Origin of the sequence: Pseudomonas sp. PS01270, assembly GCF_029959775.1 — a bacterium.
Classification (GTDB): Bacteria; Pseudomonadota; Gammaproteobacteria; order Pseudomonadales; family Pseudomonadaceae; genus Aquipseudomonas; species Aquipseudomonas atacamensis.
In genome coordinates this window covers 1-23,768 of the sequence record NZ_JASCPT010000086.1, presented here as the reverse complement: position 1 = coordinate 23,768, position 23,768 = coordinate 1, and the positions used below count along the sequence as shown (strand labels likewise).

General features: G+C 61.2%; 15 protein-coding genes. 2 read left to right on the top strand and 13 right to left on the bottom strand.

Annotated features, from left to right (window positions below):
• Positions 1 to 172: 172 nt before the first annotated feature.
• Both treS and glgB read left to right on the top strand, forming a co-directional pair.
• On the top strand, positions 173 to 3,514 hold the full coding sequence (gene treS, locus QMX86_RS20235; RefSeq protein ID WP_282385602.1) for a maltose alpha-D-glucosyltransferase: 3,342 nt from the start codon (positions 173 to 175) through the stop codon (positions 3,512 to 3,514).
• A 2-nt stretch (positions 3,515 to 3,516) separates the two neighbouring features.
• Positions 3,517 to 5,748: a 1,4-alpha-glucan branching protein GlgB gene (gene glgB, locus QMX86_RS20230; RefSeq protein ID WP_282385600.1), complete on the top strand. Its 2,232-nt coding sequence runs from the start codon at positions 3,517 to 3,519 to the stop codon at positions 5,746 to 5,748.
• Between the two features lie 128 nt (positions 5,749 to 5,876).
• On the opposite strand, the gene QMX86_RS20225 is transcribed toward glgB, so the two are convergent.
• The 13 genes from QMX86_RS20225 to glgA all read right to left on the bottom strand — a co-directional run bounded on the left by QMX86_RS20225 (position 5,877) and on the right by glgA (position 23,202).
• Positions 5,877 to 6,926, bottom strand: a complete 1,050-nt coding sequence (locus tag QMX86_RS20225; RefSeq protein WP_122750334.1) for an autotransporter outer membrane beta-barrel domain-containing protein — start codon at positions 6,924 to 6,926, stop codon at positions 5,877 to 5,879.
• 379 nt (positions 6,927 to 7,305) lie between these two features.
• The gene (locus QMX86_RS20220; RefSeq protein ID WP_122750335.1) at positions 7,306 to 8,088 is read right to left on the bottom strand and encodes an endonuclease/exonuclease/phosphatase family protein; all 783 of its coding nucleotides are present in this window, start codon (positions 8,086 to 8,088) and stop codon (positions 7,306 to 7,308) included.
• Positions 8,089 to 8,302: 214 nt separating this feature from the next.
• Complete coding sequence (locus QMX86_RS20215; RefSeq protein ID WP_016774638.1) at positions 8,303 to 9,061, bottom strand: PIG-L family deacetylase; 759 nt, start codon at positions 9,059 to 9,061, stop codon at positions 8,303 to 8,305.
• 178 nt (positions 9,062 to 9,239) lie between these two features.
• The gene (locus QMX86_RS20210) at positions 9,240 to 9,899 is read right to left on the bottom strand and encodes a glycosyltransferase (protein WP_041480987.1); all 660 of its coding nucleotides are present in this window, start codon (positions 9,897 to 9,899) and stop codon (positions 9,240 to 9,242) included.
• On the bottom strand, positions 9,896 to 10,495 hold the full coding sequence (locus QMX86_RS20205) for an SAM-dependent methyltransferase (protein ID WP_122692633.1): 600 nt from the start codon (positions 10,493 to 10,495) through the stop codon (positions 9,896 to 9,898). Before QMX86_RS20205 ends, QMX86_RS20210 begins: the two co-directional genes overlap by 4 nt.
• On the bottom strand, positions 10,492 to 11,250 hold the full coding sequence (locus QMX86_RS20200) for a PIG-L family deacetylase (protein WP_122746329.1): 759 nt from the start codon (positions 11,248 to 11,250) through the stop codon (positions 10,492 to 10,494). Before QMX86_RS20200 ends, QMX86_RS20205 begins: the two co-directional genes overlap by 4 nt.
• The gene (locus QMX86_RS20195) at positions 11,247 to 12,245 is read right to left on the bottom strand and encodes an acyl-CoA dehydrogenase (protein ID WP_024012877.1); all 999 of its coding nucleotides are present in this window, start codon (positions 12,243 to 12,245) and stop codon (positions 11,247 to 11,249) included. Before QMX86_RS20195 ends, QMX86_RS20200 begins: the two co-directional genes overlap by 4 nt.
• A 1-nt stretch (position 12,246) precedes the next feature.
• On the bottom strand, positions 12,247 to 14,406 hold the full coding sequence (gene glgX, locus QMX86_RS20190; protein WP_024012878.1) for a glycogen debranching protein GlgX: 2,160 nt from the start codon (positions 14,404 to 14,406) through the stop codon (positions 12,247 to 12,249).
• Between the two features lie 183 nt (positions 14,407 to 14,589).
• A complete protein-coding gene (locus QMX86_RS20185) occupies positions 14,590 to 14,928 on the bottom strand; it encodes a DUF2934 domain-containing protein (protein ID WP_095179950.1) in 339 nt (112 codons plus the stop codon).
• Positions 14,929 to 14,949: 21 nt separating this feature from the next.
• Positions 14,950 to 17,724: a malto-oligosyltrehalose synthase gene (locus tag QMX86_RS20180; RefSeq protein ID WP_282386634.1), complete on the bottom strand. Its 2,775-nt coding sequence runs from the start codon at positions 17,722 to 17,724 to the stop codon at positions 14,950 to 14,952.
• Positions 17,721 to 19,799 (bottom strand): 4-alpha-glucanotransferase, encoded by a 2,079-nt coding sequence (gene malQ / locus QMX86_RS20175; RefSeq protein WP_282386632.1) that lies wholly within the window; start codon positions 19,797 to 19,799, stop codon positions 17,721 to 17,723. Before malQ ends, QMX86_RS20180 begins: the two co-directional genes overlap by 4 nt.
• Entirely contained in the window at positions 19,796 to 21,598 is a 1,803-nt protein-coding gene (gene treZ, locus QMX86_RS20170) for a malto-oligosyltrehalose trehalohydrolase (RefSeq protein ID WP_282386629.1), read from the bottom strand. Before treZ ends, malQ begins: the two co-directional genes overlap by 4 nt.
• Before the next feature lie 17 nt (positions 21,599 to 21,615).
• The gene (gene glgA, locus QMX86_RS20165) at positions 21,616 to 23,202 is read right to left on the bottom strand and encodes a glycogen synthase GlgA (protein ID WP_016774645.1); all 1,587 of its coding nucleotides are present in this window, start codon (positions 23,200 to 23,202) and stop codon (positions 21,616 to 21,618) included.
• Between the last annotated feature and the right edge of the window lie 566 nt (positions 23,203 to 23,768).

The window sequence follows — 23,768 nt, the reverse complement described above, 5'->3', positions numbered from 1 at the left end:
GGATTTGGCGGATCAGCGCCACGTAATGATCGTTCCCACGCTCTGCGTGGGAATGCATCCCGGGACGCTCCGCGTCCCAAAGCGGACGCAGAGCGTCCATGGCGGCATTCCCACGCAGAGCGTGGGAACGATCGTCGTGGGACGCCCATAAAGTATTCAACAGGAGTTCCACATGGCGAAGAAACCCAAGGCAGCCGCCTTCATCAAAGACCCGCTCTGGTACAAGGACGCGGTGATCTATCAGGTTCACGTCAAATCGTTTTTCGACTCCAACAATGACGGGATCGGCGACTTTCCCGGGCTTATCGCCAAACTCGATTACATTGCCGACCTCGGCGTCAATACCATCTGGCTGCTGCCGTTCTATCCCTCGCCACGTCGCGACGACGGTTACGACATCGCCGAATACCGTGGCGTGCACAGCGACTACGGGACCATGGCCGACGCCAAGCGCTTCATTGCCGAAGCGCACAAGCGCGGGCTGCGGGTGATCACCGAGCTGGTCATCAACCACACGTCCGACCAGCACCCGTGGTTCCAGCGTGCACGTAAAGCCAAGCCGGGTTCGGCGGCGCGGGATTTCTACGTGTGGTCCGATGACGATCAGAAATACGACGGCACGCGAATCATCTTTCTCGACACTGAAAAGTCCAACTGGACCTGGGACCCGGTCGCCGGTCAGTACTTCTGGCACCGCTTCTACTCGCACCAGCCGGATCTGAACTTCGACAATCCGCAAGTGATGAAAGCCGTGCTGTCGGTAATGCGTTACTGGCTCGACATGGGTATCGACGGCCTGCGCCTCGATGCGATTCCGTACCTGATCGAGCGCGACGGCACCAACAACGAAAACCTGCCCGAGACCCACGACGTCCTCAAGCAGATCCGTGCCGAGATCGACGCCAACTATCCCGATCGCATGCTGCTGGCCGAGGCCAATCAGTGGCCGGAAGACACACAGCTGTATTTCGGTGACACCGATGCCGCTGGCGTCAATGGCGACGAATGCCACATGGCCTTCCACTTCCCGCTGATGCCGCGCATGTACATGGCGCTGGCGCAGGAAGATCGCTTCCCGATTACCGACATTCTCCGGCAGACCCCGGAAATTCCGGCGAATTGCCAGTGGGCGATTTTTCTGCGCAACCACGATGAGCTGACCCTGGAAATGGTCACCGACCGCGAGCGCGATTACCTGTGGAACTACTACGCGGCTGACCGTCGCGCGCGGATCAACCTCGGTATTCGCCGTCGTCTCGCACCGTTGATGGAACGCGACCGTCGCCGCATCGAACTGCTCAACAGCCTGCTGCTGTCGATGCCCGGCACGCCAACCCTGTATTACGGCGACGAAATCGGCATGGGCGACAACATCTACCTCGGCGACCGCGACGGCGTCCGTACGCCGATGCAATGGTCGATCGACCGCAACGGCGGTTTCTCCCGCGCCGATCCGGCCAGTCTGGTACTGCCGCCGATCATGGACCCGCAGTATGGCTATCAGTCGGTCAACGTCGAAACCCAGTCCGGGGATCCGCATTCGCTGTTGAACTGGACGCGGCGCCTGCTGGCCGTGCGCAAGCAATCGAAAGCGTTCGGCCGTGGCACGTTGAAAATGCTCTCGCCGGCCAACCGTCGCGTGCTGGCTTACACCCGCGAATACACCGATGTCGATGGCAAGCACGAAATCATCCTGTGCGTGGCCAACGTCTCGCGCAGTGCGCAAGCAGTCGAGCTGGATCTGTCGGCGTACGTCGGCATGGTGCCGGTGGAAATGCTCGGCGGTAACGCGTTCCCGCCGATCGGTCAGTTGAATTTCCTTCTGACCCTGGCGCCTTATGGCTTCTATTGGTTCGCACTCGCGGCGGAAAACCAGATGCCGAGCTGGCACGTCGAACCGGCGCAGAGCCTGCCGGACTTCACCACGCTGGTACTGAAAAAACGCATGGAAGAGCTGCTCGAAGCGCCGTCGCGTACGACGCTGGAACAAAGCATTCTGCCGAGCTGGCTGCAGAACCGTCGCTGGTTCGCCGGCAAGGACGCGGCGATCGAGAAGGTCAATCTGGCTTATGGCGTGCGTTTCGGTGATGCCCAGCATCCAGTGCTGCTCAGCGAAATCGAAGTTACCAGCGGTGGCCAGACCAACCGTTATCAACTGCCGTTCGGCTTCATTGGCGAAGACCATGTCGGCCCGCCGTTGCCGCAGCAATTGGCGCTATCGCGTGTACGCCGTGTGCGTCAGGTCGGCCTGATTACCGATGCGTTCAGTCTGGAAACCTTCGTCCGCGCCGTTCTGCAAGGCATGCAGAACAACACCGTACTGGAGTCGATCGAAGGCGAAATCCGCTTCGAACAGACAGATCATCTGGAAAAGCTCGGCCTCGGCGCCGAGTCGGATGTGCGCTACCTGTCGGCCGAGCAATCGAACAGCTCCGTGGTTGTCGGCAACAGCCTGGTGCTTAAGCTGATACGCAAAGTCGCTTCTGGCGTACACCCGGAACTGGAGATGAGCGCTTACCTGACCGAGGCCGGGTTTGCCAATATCTCGCCACTGCTGGGTTCGGTGATTCGCCGCGATGCGCAGGGTGAAGACAATCTGCTGATGATCGCTCAGGGCTATCTGAGCAATCAGGGCGATGCATGGGAATGGACGCAGAACAACCTCGAACGGGCGCTCCGTGATGAACTGGCCGACGCCATGTCCGAGCAGGAGCAGCATTACAACGCCTTGGGCGAGCTGAAGGACTTCGCCGGCATGCTCGGCCAACGTCTGGGCGAGATGCATCAGGTGCTCGCTGCGCCAACCGACAACGCCGACTTTGCGCCGCAAGTGTCGTCGAGCAAGGACATGGCCGCGACGGCCAAGGATGTCACCGCCCAGGTCGAACATGCCTTGAAACTGCTCAAGCAGCATCAAGGCGAGTTGAACGCGGCGGACCAGAAACTGGTCAAGCGTCTGCTCGACGAGAAGAAAACCATTCTTGCCCATGTGCAGGATCTGGCGAAGAAAGCCACTGGCGGCTTGCGCATTCGGGTGCATGGCGACTTGCACCTGGGTCAGGTACTGGTGATCAAGGGCGATGCCTACCTGATCGACTTCGAGGGCGAACCGGCGCGGCCGTTGAGTGAGCGTCGCGGCAAGCACAGCCCGTACAAGGATGTCAGCGGCGTACTGCGTTCGTTCGATTACGCAGCGGCGATGACCATCAATGTGCACAACGTCGATAACAGCGTCGAAGCCGAAGCGGCGCGCAAACGAGTCGCCGAGCGTTATCTGCGCGAAGCACGCGAGGCATTTGTCCAGGCATACCGCGAGGCAGCAGCTAGTCTTGAGCATGCCTGGCAGGATCCTGAGGGTGCCGACGCCGCACTGGCGTTGTTTGGCCTGGAAAAAGCTGCTTATGAAGTGGCCTACGAGGCGGAAAACCGCCCAACGTGGCTGCCTGTGCCATTGCACGGCTTGTATGGATTATTGACAGGGCTTAAACCCTTTTCCGATCTTGGTGGAGAGTAGTCATGAGTTTCTCGAACAAGGAACAGGGTGTGGTAAAGGAAGCATTGTTACCCTCGGCACGCGACATTGATGCCTTGGTACGCGCCGAACATCAGGACCCGTTTTCCATTCTCGGCCCGCACGGCGATGGCGCCGGCGGGCAGTTCATCCGCGCTTATCTGCCCGGTGCGCTGAGTGTGGCGGTGCTAGACAAGGACAGCGGTGAAGAGCTTGGCCCGCTGGAGATGACCGAGACGCCGGGGCTGTTTGTCGGCCATTTCGATCAGGCGCGACCGTACCTGTTGCGTACGCGCTGGGCCGGTGGCGAGCAGGTCGCCGAAGATCCGTACAGCTTTGGTCAGCTGCTCGGCGAAATGGATTTGTATCTGTTCGCCGAAGGCAATCACCGTGACCTCAGTGCTTGCCTCGGTGCGCAGCTGAAAACCGTTGATGGCGTGGACGGTGTGCGCTTTGCCGTGTGGGCGCCGAATGCCCGCCGTGTTTCGGTGGTCGGCGATTTCAACGTCTGGGACGGTCGCCGTCACCCGATGCGTCTGCGCCACCCTTCGGGCGTGTGGGAGTTGTTCATTCCGCGTTTGCAAGCGGGGGAGTTGTACAAGTACGAAATCCTCGGCGCCCACGGCATTCTGCCGCTCAAGGCCGACCCGATGGCGCTGGCCACCAGCCTGCCACCGGACACCGCCTCGAAAGTCGCCTCGCCGTTGCAAATCGACTGGCAGGATCACGAGTGGATGAATTCCCGTCAGGATCGCCAGCAGCGTTCCAAGCCTTTGTCGATCTACGAGTTGCACGCCGGCTCCTGGCAGTGCGAACTGGATGATCTCGGCGAGGTTGCGCGCCAGTACACCTGGCCGGAACTGGCCGAGCGGCTGATTCCTTATGTGAAAGAGCTGGGATTCACCCATATCGAATTGATGCCGATCATGGAGCACCCGTTCGGTGGTTCCTGGGGTTATCAGTTGCTTTCGCAGTTCGCGCCGAGCGCGCGTTACGGCACGCCGGATCAGTTCGCCGCGTTCGTCAACGCCTGTCACCAGGCCGACATCGGTGTGATTCTCGATTGGGTGCCGGCGCATTTCCCCACCGATACCCACGGCCTGGCGCAGTTCGACGGCACCGCGCTGTACGAGTACGGCAATCCTCTGGAAGGCTTCCATCAGGATTGGGACACGCTGATCTACAACCTCGGCCGTACTGAAGTGCACGGCTACATGCTGGCCTCGGCGCTGCACTGGCTGAAACACTTCCATATCGACGGCCTGCGTGTCGATGCGGTGGCCTCGATGCTGTATCGCGACTATTCGCGTAAAGCGGGCGAGTGGGTACCGAATCGTCACGGTGGTCGCGAGAACCTGGAGGCCATCGACTTCCTGCGTCATTTGAACGACGTGGTTGAACTGGAAGCGCCGGGTGCGCTGGTGATCGCCGAAGAGTCCACCGCATGGCCGGGCGTCAGCCAGAGTACCCAGCAGGGCGGCCTGGGCTTTTCCTACAAATGGAACATGGGCTGGATGCACGATTCGCTGCACTACATCCAGCAGGACCCGGTGTACCGCGCCCATCACCACAACGAGTTGAGCTTTGGTCTGGTCTATGCCTGGTCGGAACGCTTCATCCTGCCGATTTCCCACGACGAAGTGGTGCACGGCAAGCACTCGCTGATCGACAAGATGCCCGGCGACCGCTGGCAGAAGTTCGCCAACCTGCGCGCCTATCTGAGCTTCATGTGGACGCATCCGGGCAAGAAGCTGCTGTTCATGGGCTGCGAGTTTGGCCAATGGCGCGAGTGGAACCACGATCAGCAACTGGACTGGTACCTGCTGCAGTACTCCGAGCACAAAGGTGTGCAGAAACTGGTTGGCGATCTCAACCGGCTGTATCGCGAAGAGCCGGCGCTGCACGATCAGGACGACGCGCCGCAAGGCTTCCAGTGGTTGATTGGCGATGATGCGATCAACAGCGTTTACGCGTGGTTACGCTGGAGTAAGGATGGCTCGCCGGTTTTGGTCGTCGCCAACTTCACACCGGTACCGCGCCAGTCGTATCGCGTCGGCGTGCCGTTTGCCGGGCGCTGGACCGAGCTGTTCAACAGTGACGCCGACATATACGCCGGCTCCAACTATGGCAATGGCGGCGGGGCATTGACCGAAGAAGTGCCAAGCCATGGTCAATCCTTGTCGCTGGAACTGAATCTTCCGCCGTTGGCGGTGTTGATTCTTAAGCCGCAGGGCTGATCCAGGTACAGTAAAACTGTGGGAGCGGGCTTGCCCGCGATGAGGTCGTCATATTCAGCATTTTTGTTGAGTGACACGCCGCCATCGCTGGCAAGCCAGCTCCCACAGGGTTTTCGGTAGTCTGGAGATCACCAGCGCATCCGCACGCCGAGGCTGCCGATAATGCCGTTCAGATCATTGTCATCCACATCGCTGCTGTAATCGGCGCTCATGTACAGGCTTACCGCCGGTGTGACCCGCGCCACCAGTCCCAAACCCAATTCCACTGTTGAAGACTTGCGGCTGCTGCTGATCTTGTCGACCTGATCGAGCGTCACCGTGCTGCCGGTGTAAACGGTGTGCCAAAGGTTGGTGCGCACGTAGGGTTCAACAGGCAACCCGTTCAAGTCATAACTGCCTTTCAACCGCGCACCGACGCGGCCACTCCACGCGGTCAGGTCGGTGGAAGAGGCATTGCCCGAGCCGGCGTACGGAGCGTCGAGACTGATGCGCTGGTTGATCAGTTGTGCCTGCGGCTCGACCACCCAGTTTTCACTCAAGCCGATCGGGTAACCGCCTTCGACGGAAAAGGTCATCGCATTGCCTTCGGTGGCTTGCCGGTTACCTTGCGCGGTCCGACTGAAACCGCTGACCCGACCGCCGCTGGCCGACAGGTCGACGTGCCAGCCTTGCGCACCCACCAGACTGTAATAGGCGCCGAGGCTCTGGCCTTGCAGGTTGAGGCTGTCAGTGTTGCGGTCGGCGAGGGCACGTCGGGTCAGCGCACCATCGGCATTCAGCTGGACCTGACTGTCGCCACCTATAAGACCAAGGGTCTGGGTAGTCCCGTTAGCGCTTTTCAACGTGACCACGGCCGGACCTTTGAACTCGCCACCGATCGCATAACCGGAAGACAGTGCGTCGGTCTGTGCTTGCCGGGCGCTTTTGCCGTATAGCTCGTCCCATGCGGAGGGCGCAAGATCTTCGGTGATCAGGCGCGAACTCTGCTGACTCAATGGCAGCGGTCCGGGCGTTATCACGGTCACTGGCAAGGTCATCACAGGGACATCGGCGCGATACCACGCGGGTTCATCCGCCGAAAATTCCGCATGCGCCTCCATGGACGAGCACAGCAACAGTGAACCTGACACTGTGCAAAGGGTGATTTTCAATTCATGTGGGGTCAGTGAAGTTTTCATGGAGGTCTACCTTGCAAGCGCATGCGTCATCTCGTGTTTGGCGTCTCTCCTACCCCGAACGAGGGGCGACCGAATAGAGCGGGGCGAACCGCGGCTGCTCGATTTCGCGAGTGCCGGAAGGTCAGCCCCAGTAGTGATTCCGGGGGTAGTAAGGTAGAGATAAGAAGAGTGACGCCTGCGCGTCAAGAAAATGCACGATGAATGGCGCGCTTAAATCAGCCTTTGCAAGCGTTTGTTTTTCTGCACATAACTAAGTGTTTGTTTGCATGGAAAAACGCCTGCGAAGCAGGCGGCTGACGGTTTTTTGCCGCCGACGAAAGGTCCTTCCGAGCGTCAGTTGCCGGGAAGGCCTGTCATTTAATTGCTGTCAAAAACGCAGCTACAGGTGCACTTCAACTGCTAACGGCAAATGATCCGAAAGATGCGTCCACGGCTTGTTGCCAAGAATGCGCGGGTCATGGCTGCTGGCATTGCGCAGATAAATCCGGTCAAGCCTCAGCAAGGGAAACCGCGCGGGATAGGTTTTCGCCGGGCGCCCATGATGACGTTCGAAAGCTTCGTGCAAATAGTCGCGACGGGCGAGGGCGGCGTTGCCCTGTAACTGCCAGTCATTGAAATCGCCGGCAATGATCACCGGCGCATCATCGGGCAGTGATTCAAGCAACTGGCAAAGCAGCTGCAACTGCAATTGCCGATGGCTTTCCAGCAGACTCAAATGCACACAGATCGCGTGCACCTCGGCATGCCCAGGCACATCAAGAATGCAGTGCAACAGCCCGCGCCGTTCAGGCCCGGTGATCGACACGTCGAGGTTGCGATATTCGCGGATCGGGTATTTCGACAGCAGCGCGTTTCCGTGGTGGCCATCCGGGTAAACCGCGTTGCGCCCGTAGGCAAAATCGCTCCACATACTGTCCGCGAGGAATTCGTACTGCGATGTCTGCGGCCAGTTGTTGTAACGACTGGAATGGCGTTCGTGCTCACCCACCACTTCCTGTAGAAACACCAGATCGGCCGAGGTACTGCGCATCGCTTCGCGCAGCTCCGGTAGAACGAACCGCCGATTCAGCGCGGTGAAGCCCTTATGGGTGTTGACCGTGAGTACCCGCAGGCGATGAATGACTGGCGCGTCGACCGCTTGACGCTTGGGATCGCTGGACACGTTCACTCCTCTGAATTGGGCCATGCCTGTTCATGCGACTGGTTTGAGGGGGTGGCAGTTCCTTACAGAAATGTTTGATCCTACACAGGACTCTGTGGGAGCTGGCTTGCCAGCGATGGGGCCAAATCAGCAGTATCTCTGTTGCCTGATACACCGCTATCGCTGGCAAGCCAGCTCCCACAGGGGTTCACGGTGTCAGCGGGGGCTTTGGCGTTCAGAAGAAGACGATTTCATACGGCAAGCGCATCCGCTCCAGCAGCACCGGCGGCAGCAGCGGGGCGATGCCGATGGCCGGTTCGCCCTTGAGCTGGCTGGCGTAAGCGTGGGTGGCGTGGCTCTTGCGCGCGACTGTCCAGGTGTCAAGACGCAGCTTGCGCGCGCGTTCCCAGGGAATCATTTGCTGCTCGCGCTCCGGCCAGTGCCAGGCCCACACCGGCACATCGTGGTAGGTCGCCCCGGCCTTCTGCGCCGCGTCGAAACTGGCGCGGCCAACCACTTCGTGATCCGGCGGGCCGTCCTTGCGCCAGGTACTGAACACTACGTCGCCCGGTCGCAGGTAACGGCCGATGAACTCGGTGAGCTGGCTTTGCTGATCACTCAGTGCATTGTCAGTAAAGCCGCCGCGCACCCACTTCAGGCTGTGCATGGGCAGGCCGAGGCGGCGCAGGGCTTCGACGCTTTCCTGCGGGCGGAACACGCTCAGACGTTGTTCCGACCACTGGCGCGAGCCGGGGTGGCTGGCGCTACCGTCGGTAATCGAGAGCAATTGCAGGGGATGGCCAAGGCTGGAGAGCAATTGCAGCAGACCGCCGCAAGTGACCACTTCGTCGCCCGGATGCGGCGCGATGACCACGGCGCGGGCGCCGGCGGGTACCAGGCTGTGGGTGTTGATGACGGGAATATTGTCGAGTTGCGGCGCGCTGTTCCAGATCTGTGCCGGCAGGCCGTGTTCGTTGAGTAATGACGATTTCATGAGTGCGACGTCCTTGTGGTATCTCGCCCTCAGTCGTGAGCAGCCAACGCTGATCGCGGCCCGTGAAGGCAAATGAATAGCAACGGTGCAGCGCTCCAACCCTTGGATTACTGCGAGGCAGAGTATTGCTCAAGACAGCCGATTCGTCGCGTCACAGATCAATCTGATCCGTAATTTTTTATTCCAGCTGTGCCAGATTGCGCAGAAAGTCACCGAACCCGCCCTTGGCCCGACTGTCGAGACGGGCGCTGGTGTGCACTTGCGGACGGTGACTCCAGGCGATATTGGCGCCGCTGCGCTCCAGTGCACGCACCAGTTGCACGTCCTCGTCACAGGTCAGCGGCTTGAAACCGCCGGCCAGACGATAAGCCTCGGCACTGACACCGAGGTTGGCGCCGTGAATGTGTCGATGGCCATCGCGGGCCTGATAATGGCGGTGATAGCGAATCTGCGCCGCTTCATCGATCGATTCGTGCCAGTGCTCGACGGTGACCGTGCCGCACACTGCGTCCGCCTCAAGTCCCAGTTGCGCCGCCAGCCAGTCATCGGCGACGCGGCTGTCGGCGTCGGTGCAGGCGATCCAGCGGGCACCACGCTCGAGCAGCAGGCGCGCACCGGCGGCTCGGGCTTCGCCGACGTTGCGCGCATCGATCTGCAGGCTCAGCACCGGGTAAGCGCTGACAATCTGCGCCGAGGCGTCGCTGCAGCTGTCGAGCACCACCAGTATTTCCACCGGCTCGCCGCCCAGTTGCGCATGCTGGCTGGCGCGCAACGCTGCGCGCAGGCATTCATCAAGCAGCGCCTCTTCGTTGTGCGCCGGAATCACAATACCGATCAACGCAAGCCCTCCAGGGCCGCCACCGAGCGTGGCTCGCGGCTCCACAGTTCGAGAATGAAATCCGCTTCCTGATGCAGCACAAGACGCGGCAAAGCCAACTGATCGTGGATCTGATCGTGGACCTGCCGTGCATTCAGCGGGCAGCCCTCGATCGGCGGGCGCCAGTGGCAGGCCAGCAATTGGCCGTCGGCGGTCAGTGACTCACTGATCCGGCGGATCATTTGTGTCAAATCTTTTTCGTCGAGGTAGTAGCCGACTTCGCTGAATACGATCAGGTCGAATTTTTCCTCCGGCCAGTCAACTGGAAGGCGGCCCTGGCGGACTTCGGCATGCTCGAAAATGCTCAAGCGCGTGCGCGCCAGCTTCACCGCCGCGCTCGCCGTGTCACAACACAACAGGCGGTCGCAGCGCGGAGCCAGCTCTGCACTCAGTTCGCCGTTGGCGCAACCCGGTTCGAACACCGACCTGTAGCGCGGACGGGGCAGGGCGGCGAGAGTGATCGCGCGTTTGCGCTGCTCGTACCAGCGCTGGCGGAACGCCCATGGGTCATCATTGCCCGCGAACAGGCCATCGAAATAGCGGTCATCGACGCTCACAGGAACACCACTTCAAAAGGTTGCAGCAAACGATCGAGCACATAGGGCGCGAGCACCGGCCCGAGGCCGACGTCGCGGTCGCCTTCCAACTGGCTGGCGAACGCATGCGCGGCGTGGCGTTTACGTGCGATGTGCGTCGGTGAAAGGAGAATCTTGCGCGCCCGCTCCCATGGCACCGAAGCGTCTTCCGGGGTTGCCCAGTGCCAGGTCCAGACCGGAAGTTCATGGCAGGTCGCATCAACGCGTCGCGCCGCTTCGACACTGGCGCGGCCGACGGCCTCGTGATCGCTGTGACCGTCCTGGCGCCAGGTAGTGAAAAGCACGTCACTGGCATGCAGATAACCGGCGATGAATTCGCTCAACTCGGTTTCCTGCGCCGCCACTTGGGTGTCGGTAAAACCGCCGCGCAGCCATTTCAGGCTATGCATCGGCAGACCGAGACGACGCAGGGCTTCGGCAGACTCCTGTGGACGCACCACGCTCAAACGCTCGACTGTCCAGCGCTGCGAGCCGGGGTGACTGGCGCTGCCATCGGTAACTGAGATCAACTGCAACGGCCGTCCGGCTGCCGCCAGCAACTGCATGATGCCGCCGCAACCGAGCACTTCGTCATCCGGGTGCGGCGCGATGATCACCGCTCGCGAGCCCAGCGGTACCAAGTCAAGAATGTCGATGGCCGGCAGCTCGGCCAGACGCCGCGAAGCCTGCCATTGCTGCAATGAAGTGCCCTGGCCAACGATCGGGTTGTCCTTCATAACGCCCAGACCTCGCAGGACTGACCAGCAATCTGCTGGCCCAGCGCAGCAAGGTCGCGTTCGGCATGACTCTGGCGCAGAAACACCGGCAGGTCGGCACTCAACCGGGCGAAATGCCGATCCTGACAGAACGGCCCGGCACCCAGCGCCCGGCCGACTTCGCGCATCACCTGTTCGGCAGACTGTTCGACCACCGCGCGGGCGCGACGAGCAAGCAATTCAGCGTCGGCCTCGGGTTGCGCATCGATTTGCAGCGCGCTGAAGCGCAACACATCCGCTGCCGCTTGCAGTGCTGTGTCAGTCGCACCGAGATGGGCGAGGGCGTGCGGTTCATCGCGTTGCGCGCAATGCTGACGCAGCCCTTCGGCAATCCGCCGTGAAGCGCCATACCAGCAAGCCGCGATACCGATCCCGCCCTGCCAGAACCCCGGTCGTTGCAGGTAATCACCGGGGTTGCCAATGGCCTGCGCTTCAGCGTTGTCGAACAGCACTTCAACGCTACCGGTCGCCGCCATGCCCACCGCTTGCCAGCCTTGATCGGTGATGGTCACGCCAGGTTGATCGAGTGCGACTGCAACCAATTGCTGCTGACCGTCCGCGTCCCATGCGGTAAGCAAGGCGTGGCTGAGCACCGCAGCGCCAGAGCACCAGGCCTTGCGCCCGTTCAGCGTCACCATATGCCCGGCCGGCGTGACTTTCACCCGCGCCTGCGGCGGTTCCGCAGCCCACATGCCCCACGTGCTGCCCGGGGTTGGCGTACCGCCCAATTGCTCGATGATCGCCAGCGCATCCGTGTGGCCTTCATAGAGTTTGCACAGGCCTAAATCATGTCCGCCGACTTCCGAAAGACGCTGAAAGCGCTCCAGCGTGTGACCGCTGCCGGGTAACGGCAAGCGGTCGAGGCCGGCCTCGACCATCGCCCTCAGGCAACGGCCGAGGGCGTTGGTGTCGGCGTAATCTGGCGGACGGCGGGCCAGATAATGTTGAAAGTCCATATCAATCTTCTTCGTCACGTTGCAGTTCGAACAACAGCAACGAACGCCCGGTCACCGAATATTCATGGCCGAAGTCGAAGCGTTCCTGGCCACGAATCGACGGCTGATTGGTGTCGATCATGCAGGTCCAGAAGCCGCCATCCGGCACTTCCGGCAGGGTGAAGTTGACGATGTCGTGGTGGGCGTTGACCACCAACAACAGGGTGGCATCTGCGCCCTTGCGGCGGATGCCGGTTTCCTGCGCGCGACCGTCGAGCAGCATACCGAGGCAGCGATTGTGCGCATCGTGCCAGTGCTCGGTGGTCATCTCGGTGGCGTCCGGTGCCAGCCAGGTCACGTCCTTGACGCCGATGTCCTCGTTGTATTCGCCAACCAGGAAGCGTCCGCGACGCAGGATCGGGTAAGTCAGGCGCAGCTTGATCAGGCGTTTGACGAACTTGAGCAGGGCCTTGCCGTCCTCGCTCAGGTCCCAGTTGACCCAACCAATCTCGCTGTCCTGGCAATAGGCGTTGTTGTTGCCGTCCTGGGTGCGGGCGAACTCGTCGCCGGCAACGATCATCGGTGTGCCTTGGGCCAGCAGCAGGGTGGCGAAGAAGTTGCGCATCTGCCGATGACGCAGTGCGTTGATTTCCGGATCGTCGGTCGGGCCTTCGACGCCGTGGTTCCACGACAGGTTGTTGTTACTGCCGTCCTGGTTGTTCTCGTCGTTGGCTTCGTTGTGCTTGTCGTTGTACGACACCAGATCGTTGAGAGTGAAACCGTCGTGGGCGGTGATGAAGTTCACCGACGAATACGGCCGGCGCCCGCGCTGGTTGAACATCTCGCCGGAAGCGGTCATGCGGCTGGCGAAATCGGCAAGCTGAGCGTCGTCACCTTTCCAGAACGCACGCACGGTGTCGCGGAACTTGTCGTTCCACTCAACCCAGCCCGGCGGAAAGTTGCCGACCTGATAACCGCCGGGACCGCAGTCCCACGGCTCAGCGATCATCTTCACCTGACGCAGCACCGGGTCCTGACGGCAGGCGACGAGGAAGCTGTGGCGCTCGTCGAAACCATCGTGGTAACGGCCAAGAATGGTTGCCAAGTCGAAACGGAAACCGTCAACGTGCATCTCACTGGCCCAGTAACGCAGGGAGTCAGTGACCATTTGCAGCACGCACGGGTGGCTCAGGTCCAGCGTGTTACCGGTGCCGGAATCGTTGATGTAGTAGCGCTTGTCGTCGGGCATCAAGCGGTAGTAGGAGGCGTTGTCGATACCGCGCATCGACAGGGTCGGGCCTTGCTCGTTGCCTTCGGCGGTGTGGTTGTAGACCACGTCGAGAATGACTTCGAGGTTGGCATCGTGCAGATGCGCGACCATTTCCTTGAATTCGGCAATCTTGCCACTGGCCAGGTAACGCGGGTCCGGGGCGAAGAACGCGATGCTGTTGTAGCCCCAGTAGTTGGTCATGCCCTTTTGCAGCAGATGCTGATCGTTGACGAAAGCATGGATCGGCAGCAGTTCGACAGAAGACACGCCGAGCTTGCGAATGTGCTCGAGCACGTCGTCGACCATCAGGCCGCCGAAAGTGCCACGCAGGTTTTCCGGCACCGACGGGTGACGCATGCTGATGCCGCGCACGTGGGTTTCATAAATGATGGTCTTGTCCCACGGCACGCTGACGCGATGGTCGTTGCCCCAGGTGTGCGCCGGGTCGATGACCTTGCACTTGGGCACGAATGGCGCGCTGTCGCGCTCGTCGAAACTGAGGTCGGCGTCGGGGTGGCCGATGGTGTAGCCAAACAGCGCCTCCGACCATTTCAGCTCGCCGACCAACTGCTTGGCGTACGGGTCGATCAGCAGTTTATTGTGGTTGAAGCGGTGACCATTGGCCGGGTCATAAGGACCATAAACGCGGTAGCCGTAGATCAAGCCAGGATGCGCATCCGGCAGGTAGCCGTGGTAGATCTCATCGGTGTATTCCGGCAGCTCGATGCGTTCGAGCTCGACCTCGCCGGCATCGTCGAAAATGCACAGCTCGACCTTGGTGGCGTTGGCGGAAAACAGAGCAAAGTTCACCCCCAGACCATCCCAGGTCGCACCGAGCGGGAAGGGCAGGCCTTCACGGATTCTCGACGGCTCGGCGTGCGCAGCGGGTTCGGCTTTCTTTGGACGGGTCATGATTGCTCCTGCAAAAAAACGGGACAGTTCAGGCAATGAGATTTCCTGTGGGAGCGAGCTTGCTCGCTCCCACAGGGGATTAGATTTTTCTCCCGCAGTGGGGAGGGACTTTCTTCGGGGCGCAAGAACCCCTTGTGGCGAGCACGCTCGCCACACAGTCATTCAGTTCAAATATGGATCGGGTCAGTTCGCCGGAGGCTTCTTCGCTGCTCGCGGCTTTTTCTCGGCAGCCTTTTCGCCCGGCGGGACTACTTTGGCCGTGGCCGCAGGCTTGGCTTTCGCCGCTGGTTTGGCTTTGGCGGCTGCCGGTGTCTTGCCGTCGGTGCTTTTCGCTGTTGCCGCTGTAGTCTTGCCAGCCACTTTGCTGCCAGCCGCTTTTGGTGGCTTCTTCGGTGCCAGCGCTTCGGCCTCGGCCAGCTTGCGCGCCATTTCCCAATGACGTTCTTCGTGGCCTTCAGGTTTCCCTTCCGACTCCCAGATCTGATAGGCGAATTCGCGAATGCGTTTATCGTCGGTGCTCATCGCAATGCTCCTGAACTGAACTCATGCTTGTGTTAAGTGTTGGATAAAGAGATTGACCGGGACATCCCCCAGCGCTTCGCTGACATTCAGCTCCCTGTTTTGTGTGACTACGCTGCTGGCAAAAAGTCCCTTCAGGTTTGCATCCGAAGCGGCAGACGGTAAAACCACCCGCGTATCGCCCCAGCGCAGCGCATCGACCTGCGGGATGGCACTGTTTTCCAGCAACGTTGCGCAACGCACCGGCACTACGACAATGGCCCGCACGCCTTCGTGTTCACGCGCGAATGCCAAGACGTTGTGCGCCTGACTGCCCAATACTTCCAATGGCTGGTAATCGCCACGGCGGAACAGCTCGCTGTGGTCTTTGCGCAGGTTCAACACCTCACTGATCAGCGCCTGTTTGATGCGCCCGTCACGCCAGTCCTTAAGCAGCTCGGTACCCGGCACGGATGCCTGCAACGCTTGCTCGCGTGCGGCGTAATCCACCGGGCGGCGGTTGTCCGGGTCTACCAGACTGAAGTCCCAGTACTCGTTGCCCTGGTACAGATCCGGCACACCCGGCACAGTCATGCGCAGCAAGGTTTGCGCCAGCCCGTTGAGCGCGCCGGCAGCGGCGATGCTGTTGACGGTCTTGCTCAGCGCCGCACGCAGCAACTCGCCTTCTTCACCGGTCAGCAGCTTTTCCGTGAAGGCTTGCGCTGCGTTTTCATACGCTTCGTTCGGCGCGCTCCAGCTGCTTTGCAGCTTGGCTTCACGCAGGGCTTTCTGCTGCCATTGCCAGATGCGCTTGGCGTAATCAGCGAAACCGGCCTGGTCATCGTCCTGCAGGTCCAGCGGCCAACTGCCGAGCAATGCCTGATAGAGGATCAGTTCGTCGCCAGCGGAAGGCGCGTCATCTTCGATGCGCACCGGGCGGGCGAGGGCGCGCCACAGTTCGACCTGATCGGCGTACCAATGGCTGCGTTCGCTGAGTACGGCCAACCGGGCGCGGGTGTCTTCGCCGCGCTTGTGGTCATGGGTGGCAGTCGCGAGCAGGTTGTCAGGAAACTCGGCCATGCGCTGTTGATTGACTTCATGGAACTCACTGACTGGAGCGCTGAACTGCTCGGTGTTGTAACCGACATCATTGCGCGACAGCAGCACCGCCGAGCGATACAGCGCGGTGTCTTCCACGGCTTTGGCAGCTGCCGGCGAAGTCAGTTGCTGGAAACGCACGCAGGCATGCTTGAGGATCTTGCGCGAGCGCCCCCGTGGCTTGCGGCGCCATGGCGTGCCGCCGAGCCAACTGGCGACCGAGTCGAGCACTGGCCAGTCGGCTTCGCTGAGGGTTTGCCGCGCACCGTCCATGGCGTGCTGGAAAATCGCTTCGTCCTGCTCGGAACGGCCCATGGCGCTGATGTAAGTGCGATAAACCGGGAAGTGCACGATCAACGCATGCAGCACGCGGCGAATCGCGCCCAGGGTGAGGTCGCGGGTCATCAAGTCATCACGCGCGACTTGATGCAGGGCTTGCGCGACACTTTCAAAGTCGCTGGCCAGCGAGCCGTTGAGGATCTGCTGACGGGCCAGTTGCGCTTCTTCCATGAACGCAGCCGGGCGCTCAGTGCGGCGCTGCCAGAGTTCGCCGAGCACGTGTTCGCCGTCCGGGTCGTGTTGCAGCAGCGACAGCTGATTCATGAACTCGTAGCCGGTGGTGCCGTCGACGCTCCAGTCGCGGCGCAGGGTTTCGCCCTCGCCGAGGATCTTCTCGACATAGATCGGCAGATGACGTCCCGGCGCCAAGTGATCAAGGCGACGGCGCAATTTGCGGCAGTAGCCACGCGGGTCGGCGAGGCCGTCGATGTGGTCGATGCGCAAGCCGTCGACCAGACCTTCTTCGACCAATTGGAAAATTTTGCCGTGGGTCGCTTCGAACACCGCCGGACGCTCGACGCGCAGGCCGCCAAGCTCGTTGATGTCGAAGAAGCGGCGCCAGTTGATGTCGTCCGCCGCCGTGCGCCAACTGGCCAGGCGATAGCTTTGCCGTTCCAGCAGTTCGTGGAGTTTGTGAAAGCCTTCCTCGTTGGTGGAATCGTATTGAGCGAGGTTGTTTTCGATAGTCGCCAGAACACGCGGATCGCTGGCCAGCTCGCGCAACTCCTGCTTGAGCGGCATCGCCAGCGAATGTGCGTCGGTCTGGTAGCTGAGTGTGCTGAAGCGATCTGCCAGAGACTTCAGCGTGTCGTCGGACTTGAGCAGTTCGCCGTAATTGTTTGGGCAGATCGGGAAGTGGTGGTCGTAATGCTCGACGTAGAAAGTCCCGGTCTGCGCGTTGAATTTGAGCTTCAGCGTGCCTTCCTGCAACGCCACGCCGTAATCACTGCCAAGGAACGGCAGCAGCAACTGGCCTTCCATCAACGGGTCCGGCGAGTGCCACTGAATGTCGAAGAATTCGCCGTACGGGCTCAGGCGTCCCCATTCCAGCAGGTCGAGCCACCACGGGTTGTCGTTGCCGCCCACGGCCATGTGGTTGGAAACGATGTCGAGGATCAGGCCCATGTTGTGTTCGCGCAGGGTGCTGACCAGTTGGCGCAACGCCGGCTCGCCGCCCAGTTCCGGATTGACCTGGGTCGGGTCGACCACGTCGTAGCCATGCATGGAACCGGCGCGCGCCGCCAGCAATGGCGAGGCGTAGATATGGCTGATGCCGAGGCGGGCAAAGTCCGGCACCAGTGGCACCGCTTGTTCGAGGGTAAAACCCTTATGAAATTGCAGGCGCAAGGTGGCGCGCAGCGGCTGGATTTGCTGTTGATTCATTGGTCACGCTCAGAGGCTTGAAGGCGCGCGCAGGCCAGCAGTTCCAGGCGGCGGGCGGCATCGGGGCCGTCCAGCAACGCTTCGCTGGGACCGGGTAAACGTCGCGACCAGTTCGGATGTGAATCGGTGGTGCCAGGCAGATTCGGCTGCTCGTCGATACCCAAGGCATCTTCCAGCGGCAGCAGGACCAGCGGCGCGCGGGTGTGGCCGAGGAAACGCACACTGGCATCGACCACTTGATCGGCTTCGTGGGACTCTTCGCGGAAGTTCTGCGGATCCTGACGCAGCGCGTCGCGCAGGCCTTCGCGTTCACGCTCGCGATGCCGGCGCCAGTCGATTTCGCCGTTGGCATCGACCAGACCGAGGCGTGCATTCCAGTCGATATCGCGGCCATGCCACCAACCGTTGAGAGTCGGCAGGTCATGGGTGCTGGTGGTCGCCAGGGCATCATCCGGCCAGTCGAGAATCGGTTTGAAGCGGGTGTTGTCCTGTTCGAACAACAGCACGCGCATGCCCAGGATTGACCGCGCGGCAAGTTTTTCCCGCAGGCCTTCCGGCACGGTGCCGAGGTCTTCGCCGAGCACGATGGCCTCGTGCCGATGGGATTCCAGGGTCAGCAGGCGCAACATGTCGTCGAACGGATAATACAGATAGGCGCCATCGGCCGGGGCGGCGCCGTTGGGAATCACCCACAGGCGTTGCAGGCCCATGACATGGTCGATGCGCAAGCCACCGGCGTGGGCGAAGTTGGCGCGCAGCATGTCGATGAAGGCACGGAAACCGTTGCGGATCAGCCCTTCCGGCGAGAACGCGGAAATGCCCCAGCCCTGACCGCTGCGATTGAGGATGTCCGGCGGCGCGCCCACGGTCAGTGAGGCGAGCAATTCATCCTGAAAACTCCAGGCCTGACTGCCAGCGCCGTCAGCACCGACGGCGAGGTCGGCGATCAGACCGATGCCCATGCCAGCACTGCGCGCAGCAGTTTGCGCACGCTCTAGGCAGCGATGGATCAGCCATTGGCAGAAGGCGAAATAACCGATGCGCTCGGCGTATTCCTCGGCAAACGCGCCGAGCGCCGCGCCGCGCGGGTCGTGCCAGTGCTCCGGCCATTCGCGCCAGTCGAGGCTTTCGCCACGGGCGGCGCGCATTTCCTGAATCGCTTCGAAGCGGCAATGGTTTTCCAGCGCTTCGCCACCGGCATGGCGGAAACTGGCGAAGTCGGCGTGCAGCGGATGCTCACCAGCGACGAAACCGTCATACAAGGCTTGCAGCAGTTTCTGCTTGGCTTCGGCAGCGGTCGGCCAGTCGATCAGCTTGAGATTTTCCAGCTGCTCGAACTGCGCGGCCAGGCCACTGGCATCAATTGCATCACGCAACGCGCGTTCGCCGAGAATGCTCCCCGGCGCGGCATACAGTGAATTTAGAAATAAACGACTGGACGGCGAATAAGGGCTATAGCGGCCATTGTCGGCGCTGAACATCGCGTGCATCGGACTGATTGCCAGCGCATCGGCGCCGCGTTCGCCCGCTACACGAACCAGTTCCTCCAGCGCCTGGGTGTCGCCAAAACCACCGTCACCCGGACGGCGCAGCGAATACAACTGGGCGCTCAGACCCCAGGCCCGCGGGATCGGGCTATCGACCGCATCGGCGACGCTGAAGCAGCGTTCAGGCGCCACGGCGAGCGTGAAATACTGATCGGCGATATGCACTTGCTGGTAACCGACCGGAATCAAGCCGGGCAACATGGCTTCGTTGTCCAGCTTCAGGTTCATCTGCGAGCCGTCTTCAAGATGGATTTCGCAGGGGGTTTCCGGTGAGAAATAGCGACTCAGGTCGAGGGCAACGCCCACGTCGCAGGTCAGCAGGGGCGGCAAATGGCGGTCTTGCTGGACTTCTTGCAATTCCAGCAGGCTGGCATCGATTTCTTGCGCGGTGCTGGCGGGGTGGCCGAGTCCGATCAGGACATTGCGCAACACAGCAGGAGCGACTTTTTGCTGACGCCCGTTGGCGTCGATCCAGTCGACGGCAAGGCCGGCTCGACTGGCGAGTATTTCCAGTTGCGCATCGCTCATAGGCGCTCTCCATCCAGGGGGTGCATAACGGGTGCGGCCGTGAGGCTGACGAGCGCGGTGTACGCCGGCAGTTGGTTCGGGTCCGACAGCTCGATCGCGGCTGGCTGTTGAAACAGCCACTCGGTATCGGTCTGTGCAGGGTTGACCACTGGCGTGTCACTGAGGTTCAGGTCAATTCGCAGCTCACTGCCGTTGCCCAGTCGCCAGCGTGCGCTGACCGCGCCATAGCCGAGCATCTGCGCGCCCAGAGCCTGGGTCCCGGAGAGGTTGGGAATGATGTATTGGTGCCGCAACTTGAGCAGTTGCCGATAGAGCTCTTGGGTCTGCTGTTGCAATGGGGTGCCGCTGCCGGACAATCGCGGCTGCGAAGCGTGGAAAGTGCTTTCGGCATTCGGATCGGGGATCTGTTCGCGCTTGTGCGGATCGGTAAAGGCACTGAATGCGGCGAACTCGTTGCGCCGACCTTCACGCACCAGTTCCGCCAGCTCACCGTGGTGACTGGTGAAAAACAGGAACGGTTGCTCGGCGGCAAACTCGTCGCCCATGAATATCAGCGGAATCATCGGCGACAGCAGCAACAACACCGTCGCCGCTTGTACCGCACGCGGGTCGGCGAGCTGATGCAGGCGTTCGCCAAAGGCACGGTTGCCGATCTGATCATGGTTCTGCAGGAACAGCACGAAAGCAGTGGAGGGCAGATGTTCGCTCGGCTCGCCGCGAGGTTCGCCATGGCGAGTGATGTGGCCCTGGAACACGAAGCCCTGACTCAGGCAGCGCACCAGTTGCTCGGTGGGCTGCGCAGCATAGTCAGCGTAATAGGCGTCGGTTTCGCCGGTCAGCAACACGTGCAACGCGTTATGACCGTCGTCGTTCCACTGCGCGTCGTAATCGTTTTCCAGCAGACTCGACTGGTTCAGCTCGTTCTCGACGGTCAGCCAGACGTGCCGGGTCGGGTCGATCTGCTGGCGAATGCGTCGGGCCAGATCGCTGAGGAAGTCGGGATCTTCAATCGCGTGCACCGCATCCAGACGCAGGCCGTCGAAGCGGTATTCGAGCAGCCACATCAATGCGTTTTCGATGAAGAACTCACGCACTTCCGGACGGCGGAAATCGATCGCCGCGCCCCATGGCGTGTGCTTGTCCTCGCGGAAAAAGCCTTTGGCGTAACGATGCAGGTAGTTGCCATCGGGACCGAAGTGGTTGTAGACGACGTCGAGAATCACCGCCAGGCCATGGCCGTGGGCGGTGTCGATCAGGTGTTTGAGTTGTTCGGGGGGGCCGTAGGAGGCTTGCGGTGCGTAGGGCAGCACCCCGTCGTAACCCCAGTTGCGATCACCGGGGAATTGCGCCAGCGGCATCAATTCGATGGCGGTAATGCCCAGCGCCACCAGCCGCGCCAGATGCTGTTCGACTTCGGCAAAACCACCGAGCGCACCGACGTGCAGCTCGTAAATCACCGCTTCACTCCACGGCCGACCATTCCAGGTCGTGTGCCGCCATTGATAAGCATGGGGGTCGACCACCACGCTGTGGCGGTCAAGGTCACCATCCTGCGCCCTGGAGGCCGGGTCCGGCACCTCCAGTTCGCCATCGATGCAGTAACGGTAGCGACTGCCCCCCGGGCAATTGGCCTTGATTACAAACCAACCGTCGCCCTGAGGCAGCATGGGCAACGATTTTCCATCTTCCAGTTCCACACTGACGTAGAACGCGTCAGGCGCCCACAACGCAAATTGCGTGTGCTCGGCATCCAGCATGATCGCGCCGTGGGGCCAGGTTTCTTGGGTCCTTGACGGCATTTTCTGCAACTCCCTGGTTATTTGTGGCTGGCTTTACCCAACGCCTTGGCGACCAGTTGTTCGTAAAGTTCGGCGTACGGTTCAACCGCTTTGCTCCAGTTGAACGGTGCAGCCATGGCGCGGCAGCGCATGGCATTGAGCAGTTCCGGGAAGGCGAAGACCTTGAACGCGCGGCTCAGGGCTTCTTTATAGCTATCAACGGTGGACTCATCGAAGAGGAAACCGGTGACGCCGTTTTCAATGGTGTCGGCCAGACCGCCGGTGTTGCGCGCGACCGGCAGCGAGCCGAAACGCTGGGCGTACATCTGGCTCAGGCCGCATGGTTCGTAACGCGACGGCATCAGCAGGAAATCGCTGCCGGCGAACATGCGTCGGGCATCGGTCTCGTTGAAGCCGATGCGCACGCCGATCTGGCCAGGAAAACGCAGGGCCAGTTCACGCATGGCTTGTTCTTCTTCCGGCTCGCCGCGACCGATGATCGCGATCTGACCACCGTTCTGCACGATGAACTCGGACACCGCTTCGGTGAGGTCGAGACCTTTCTGATAGACCAGGCGCGAAACCACGGCGAACAGCGGGCCGGTAGAGTCATTCAGGCCGAACAGCTCACGGACGTGGGCGGCGTTGACCGCTTTGCCTTCCCAGTCGCCGATGGCGAACGGGGCAAACAGGTGCGGGTCGGTCGCCGAATCCCAGCTCTCGTCGATGCCGTTCGGGATGCCGCTGAGCAGGCCTTGCTGGGTCTTGGCGGCAAGGAAACCGTCGAGGCCACAGCCGAAGTCCGGGGTGGTGATTTCCTGAGCATACGTCGCGCTGACGGTGGTGATGTGGCTCGAATAGGCCATGCCGGCCTTGAGGAACGACATCTTGCCGTAGAACTCCATGCCTTCCTGTTGCAGGGCATGGGTGGGAATCCCCAGCTCCGGGCAGGAACCGAGGCTCGTCACGCCCTGGTAGGCAAGGTTGTGAATGGTGAACAGGGTCGGCGTGCGCTGCCCGCGCCAGTGCATGTAAGCGGGCGCGAGGCCAGCCGGCCAGTCATGGGCGTGCACCAGATCCGGGCGCCAGTGAATTTGCGCAAGATTGGCGGCGATGTCGGCAGCGGCCAGGCCGAGGCGGGCGAAGCGGATATGGTTGTCCGGCCAGTCGCGACCGTTGTTGGCGCCGTAAGGGCCACCTTCACGCTCGTAGAGTTCAGGGCAGATCAACACGTAGATCACCAGGCCATCGGGCATGTCCATGCGTCCGATCTTGCAAGGTGGCAGCGCGGCGTGGCCACCCAGCTCGCCGATGATGTGAATCGGGTTTTCGCTGTGCACCACCTGCGGATAACCGGGGATCAGCACCCGCACATCATGCAGATGGGCCATGGCCCGGGGCAGGGCGGCGGAGACGTCACCGAGGCCGCCGGTCTTGACCAGATCGGCGATTTCCGAAGTCACAAACAACACTTTTTTCTTGTTGGGATTCTGGCTTGCTACCGGAGCAAGCGTCTTGGTGCCGGGTACGTTGATCTGTCGGCTGCCGGGAACACTGATGGTGCTCGATTCTCCAAGCGACTGGTGAGCACGCTCTCCCTGAATATCCAATGCCGCACTGATCATATGTATCTCCCGTGTGTGATCTGATTCTTGTCTCGAACAAGCTGTTTCGTGGCCAAGTCCTGTGGCCGGGCGCAAAGGCGCCACGCATCGGTGAGCAAATGCTGACCCAACACGCGCAAGCAGAATGGGTGGTGAGGCCGTTGCAAGGATTACACCAGTCGCTTTCGCCCAGTTGTTCTGATGACCTGTGGCGTGAAGCAAAAGTTTCGACTTTTTTTCGTCGGTATGACCGAGTGGTTTGGCCACTGAAAAATGAGTCTAGGCCAGATCCTAGAGCGGGTCGGGGCAAATGGGTAAATTGTTCGACAATCGGTTGTGTCGGGATGTAAGCGAGGGTTCAGGAGGGGAAACGCTCCGACGAAGGGCATGTTTTTCGGTCGAAGTGGGCCAAAACGGTGACTGGGTAGTCACGGTTTTGTGCTAGGGGATGGGCTGCGCGCACCGATTTGGTGCGGTGGCGTTGAGGAGGGGGTGGCGAGTTGGACCCTTCGCGAGCAAGCTCGCTCCCAAAGGATGAATGCCTTCCAATGTGGGAGCGAGCTTGCTCGCGAAGGGGCCGGTTGCAG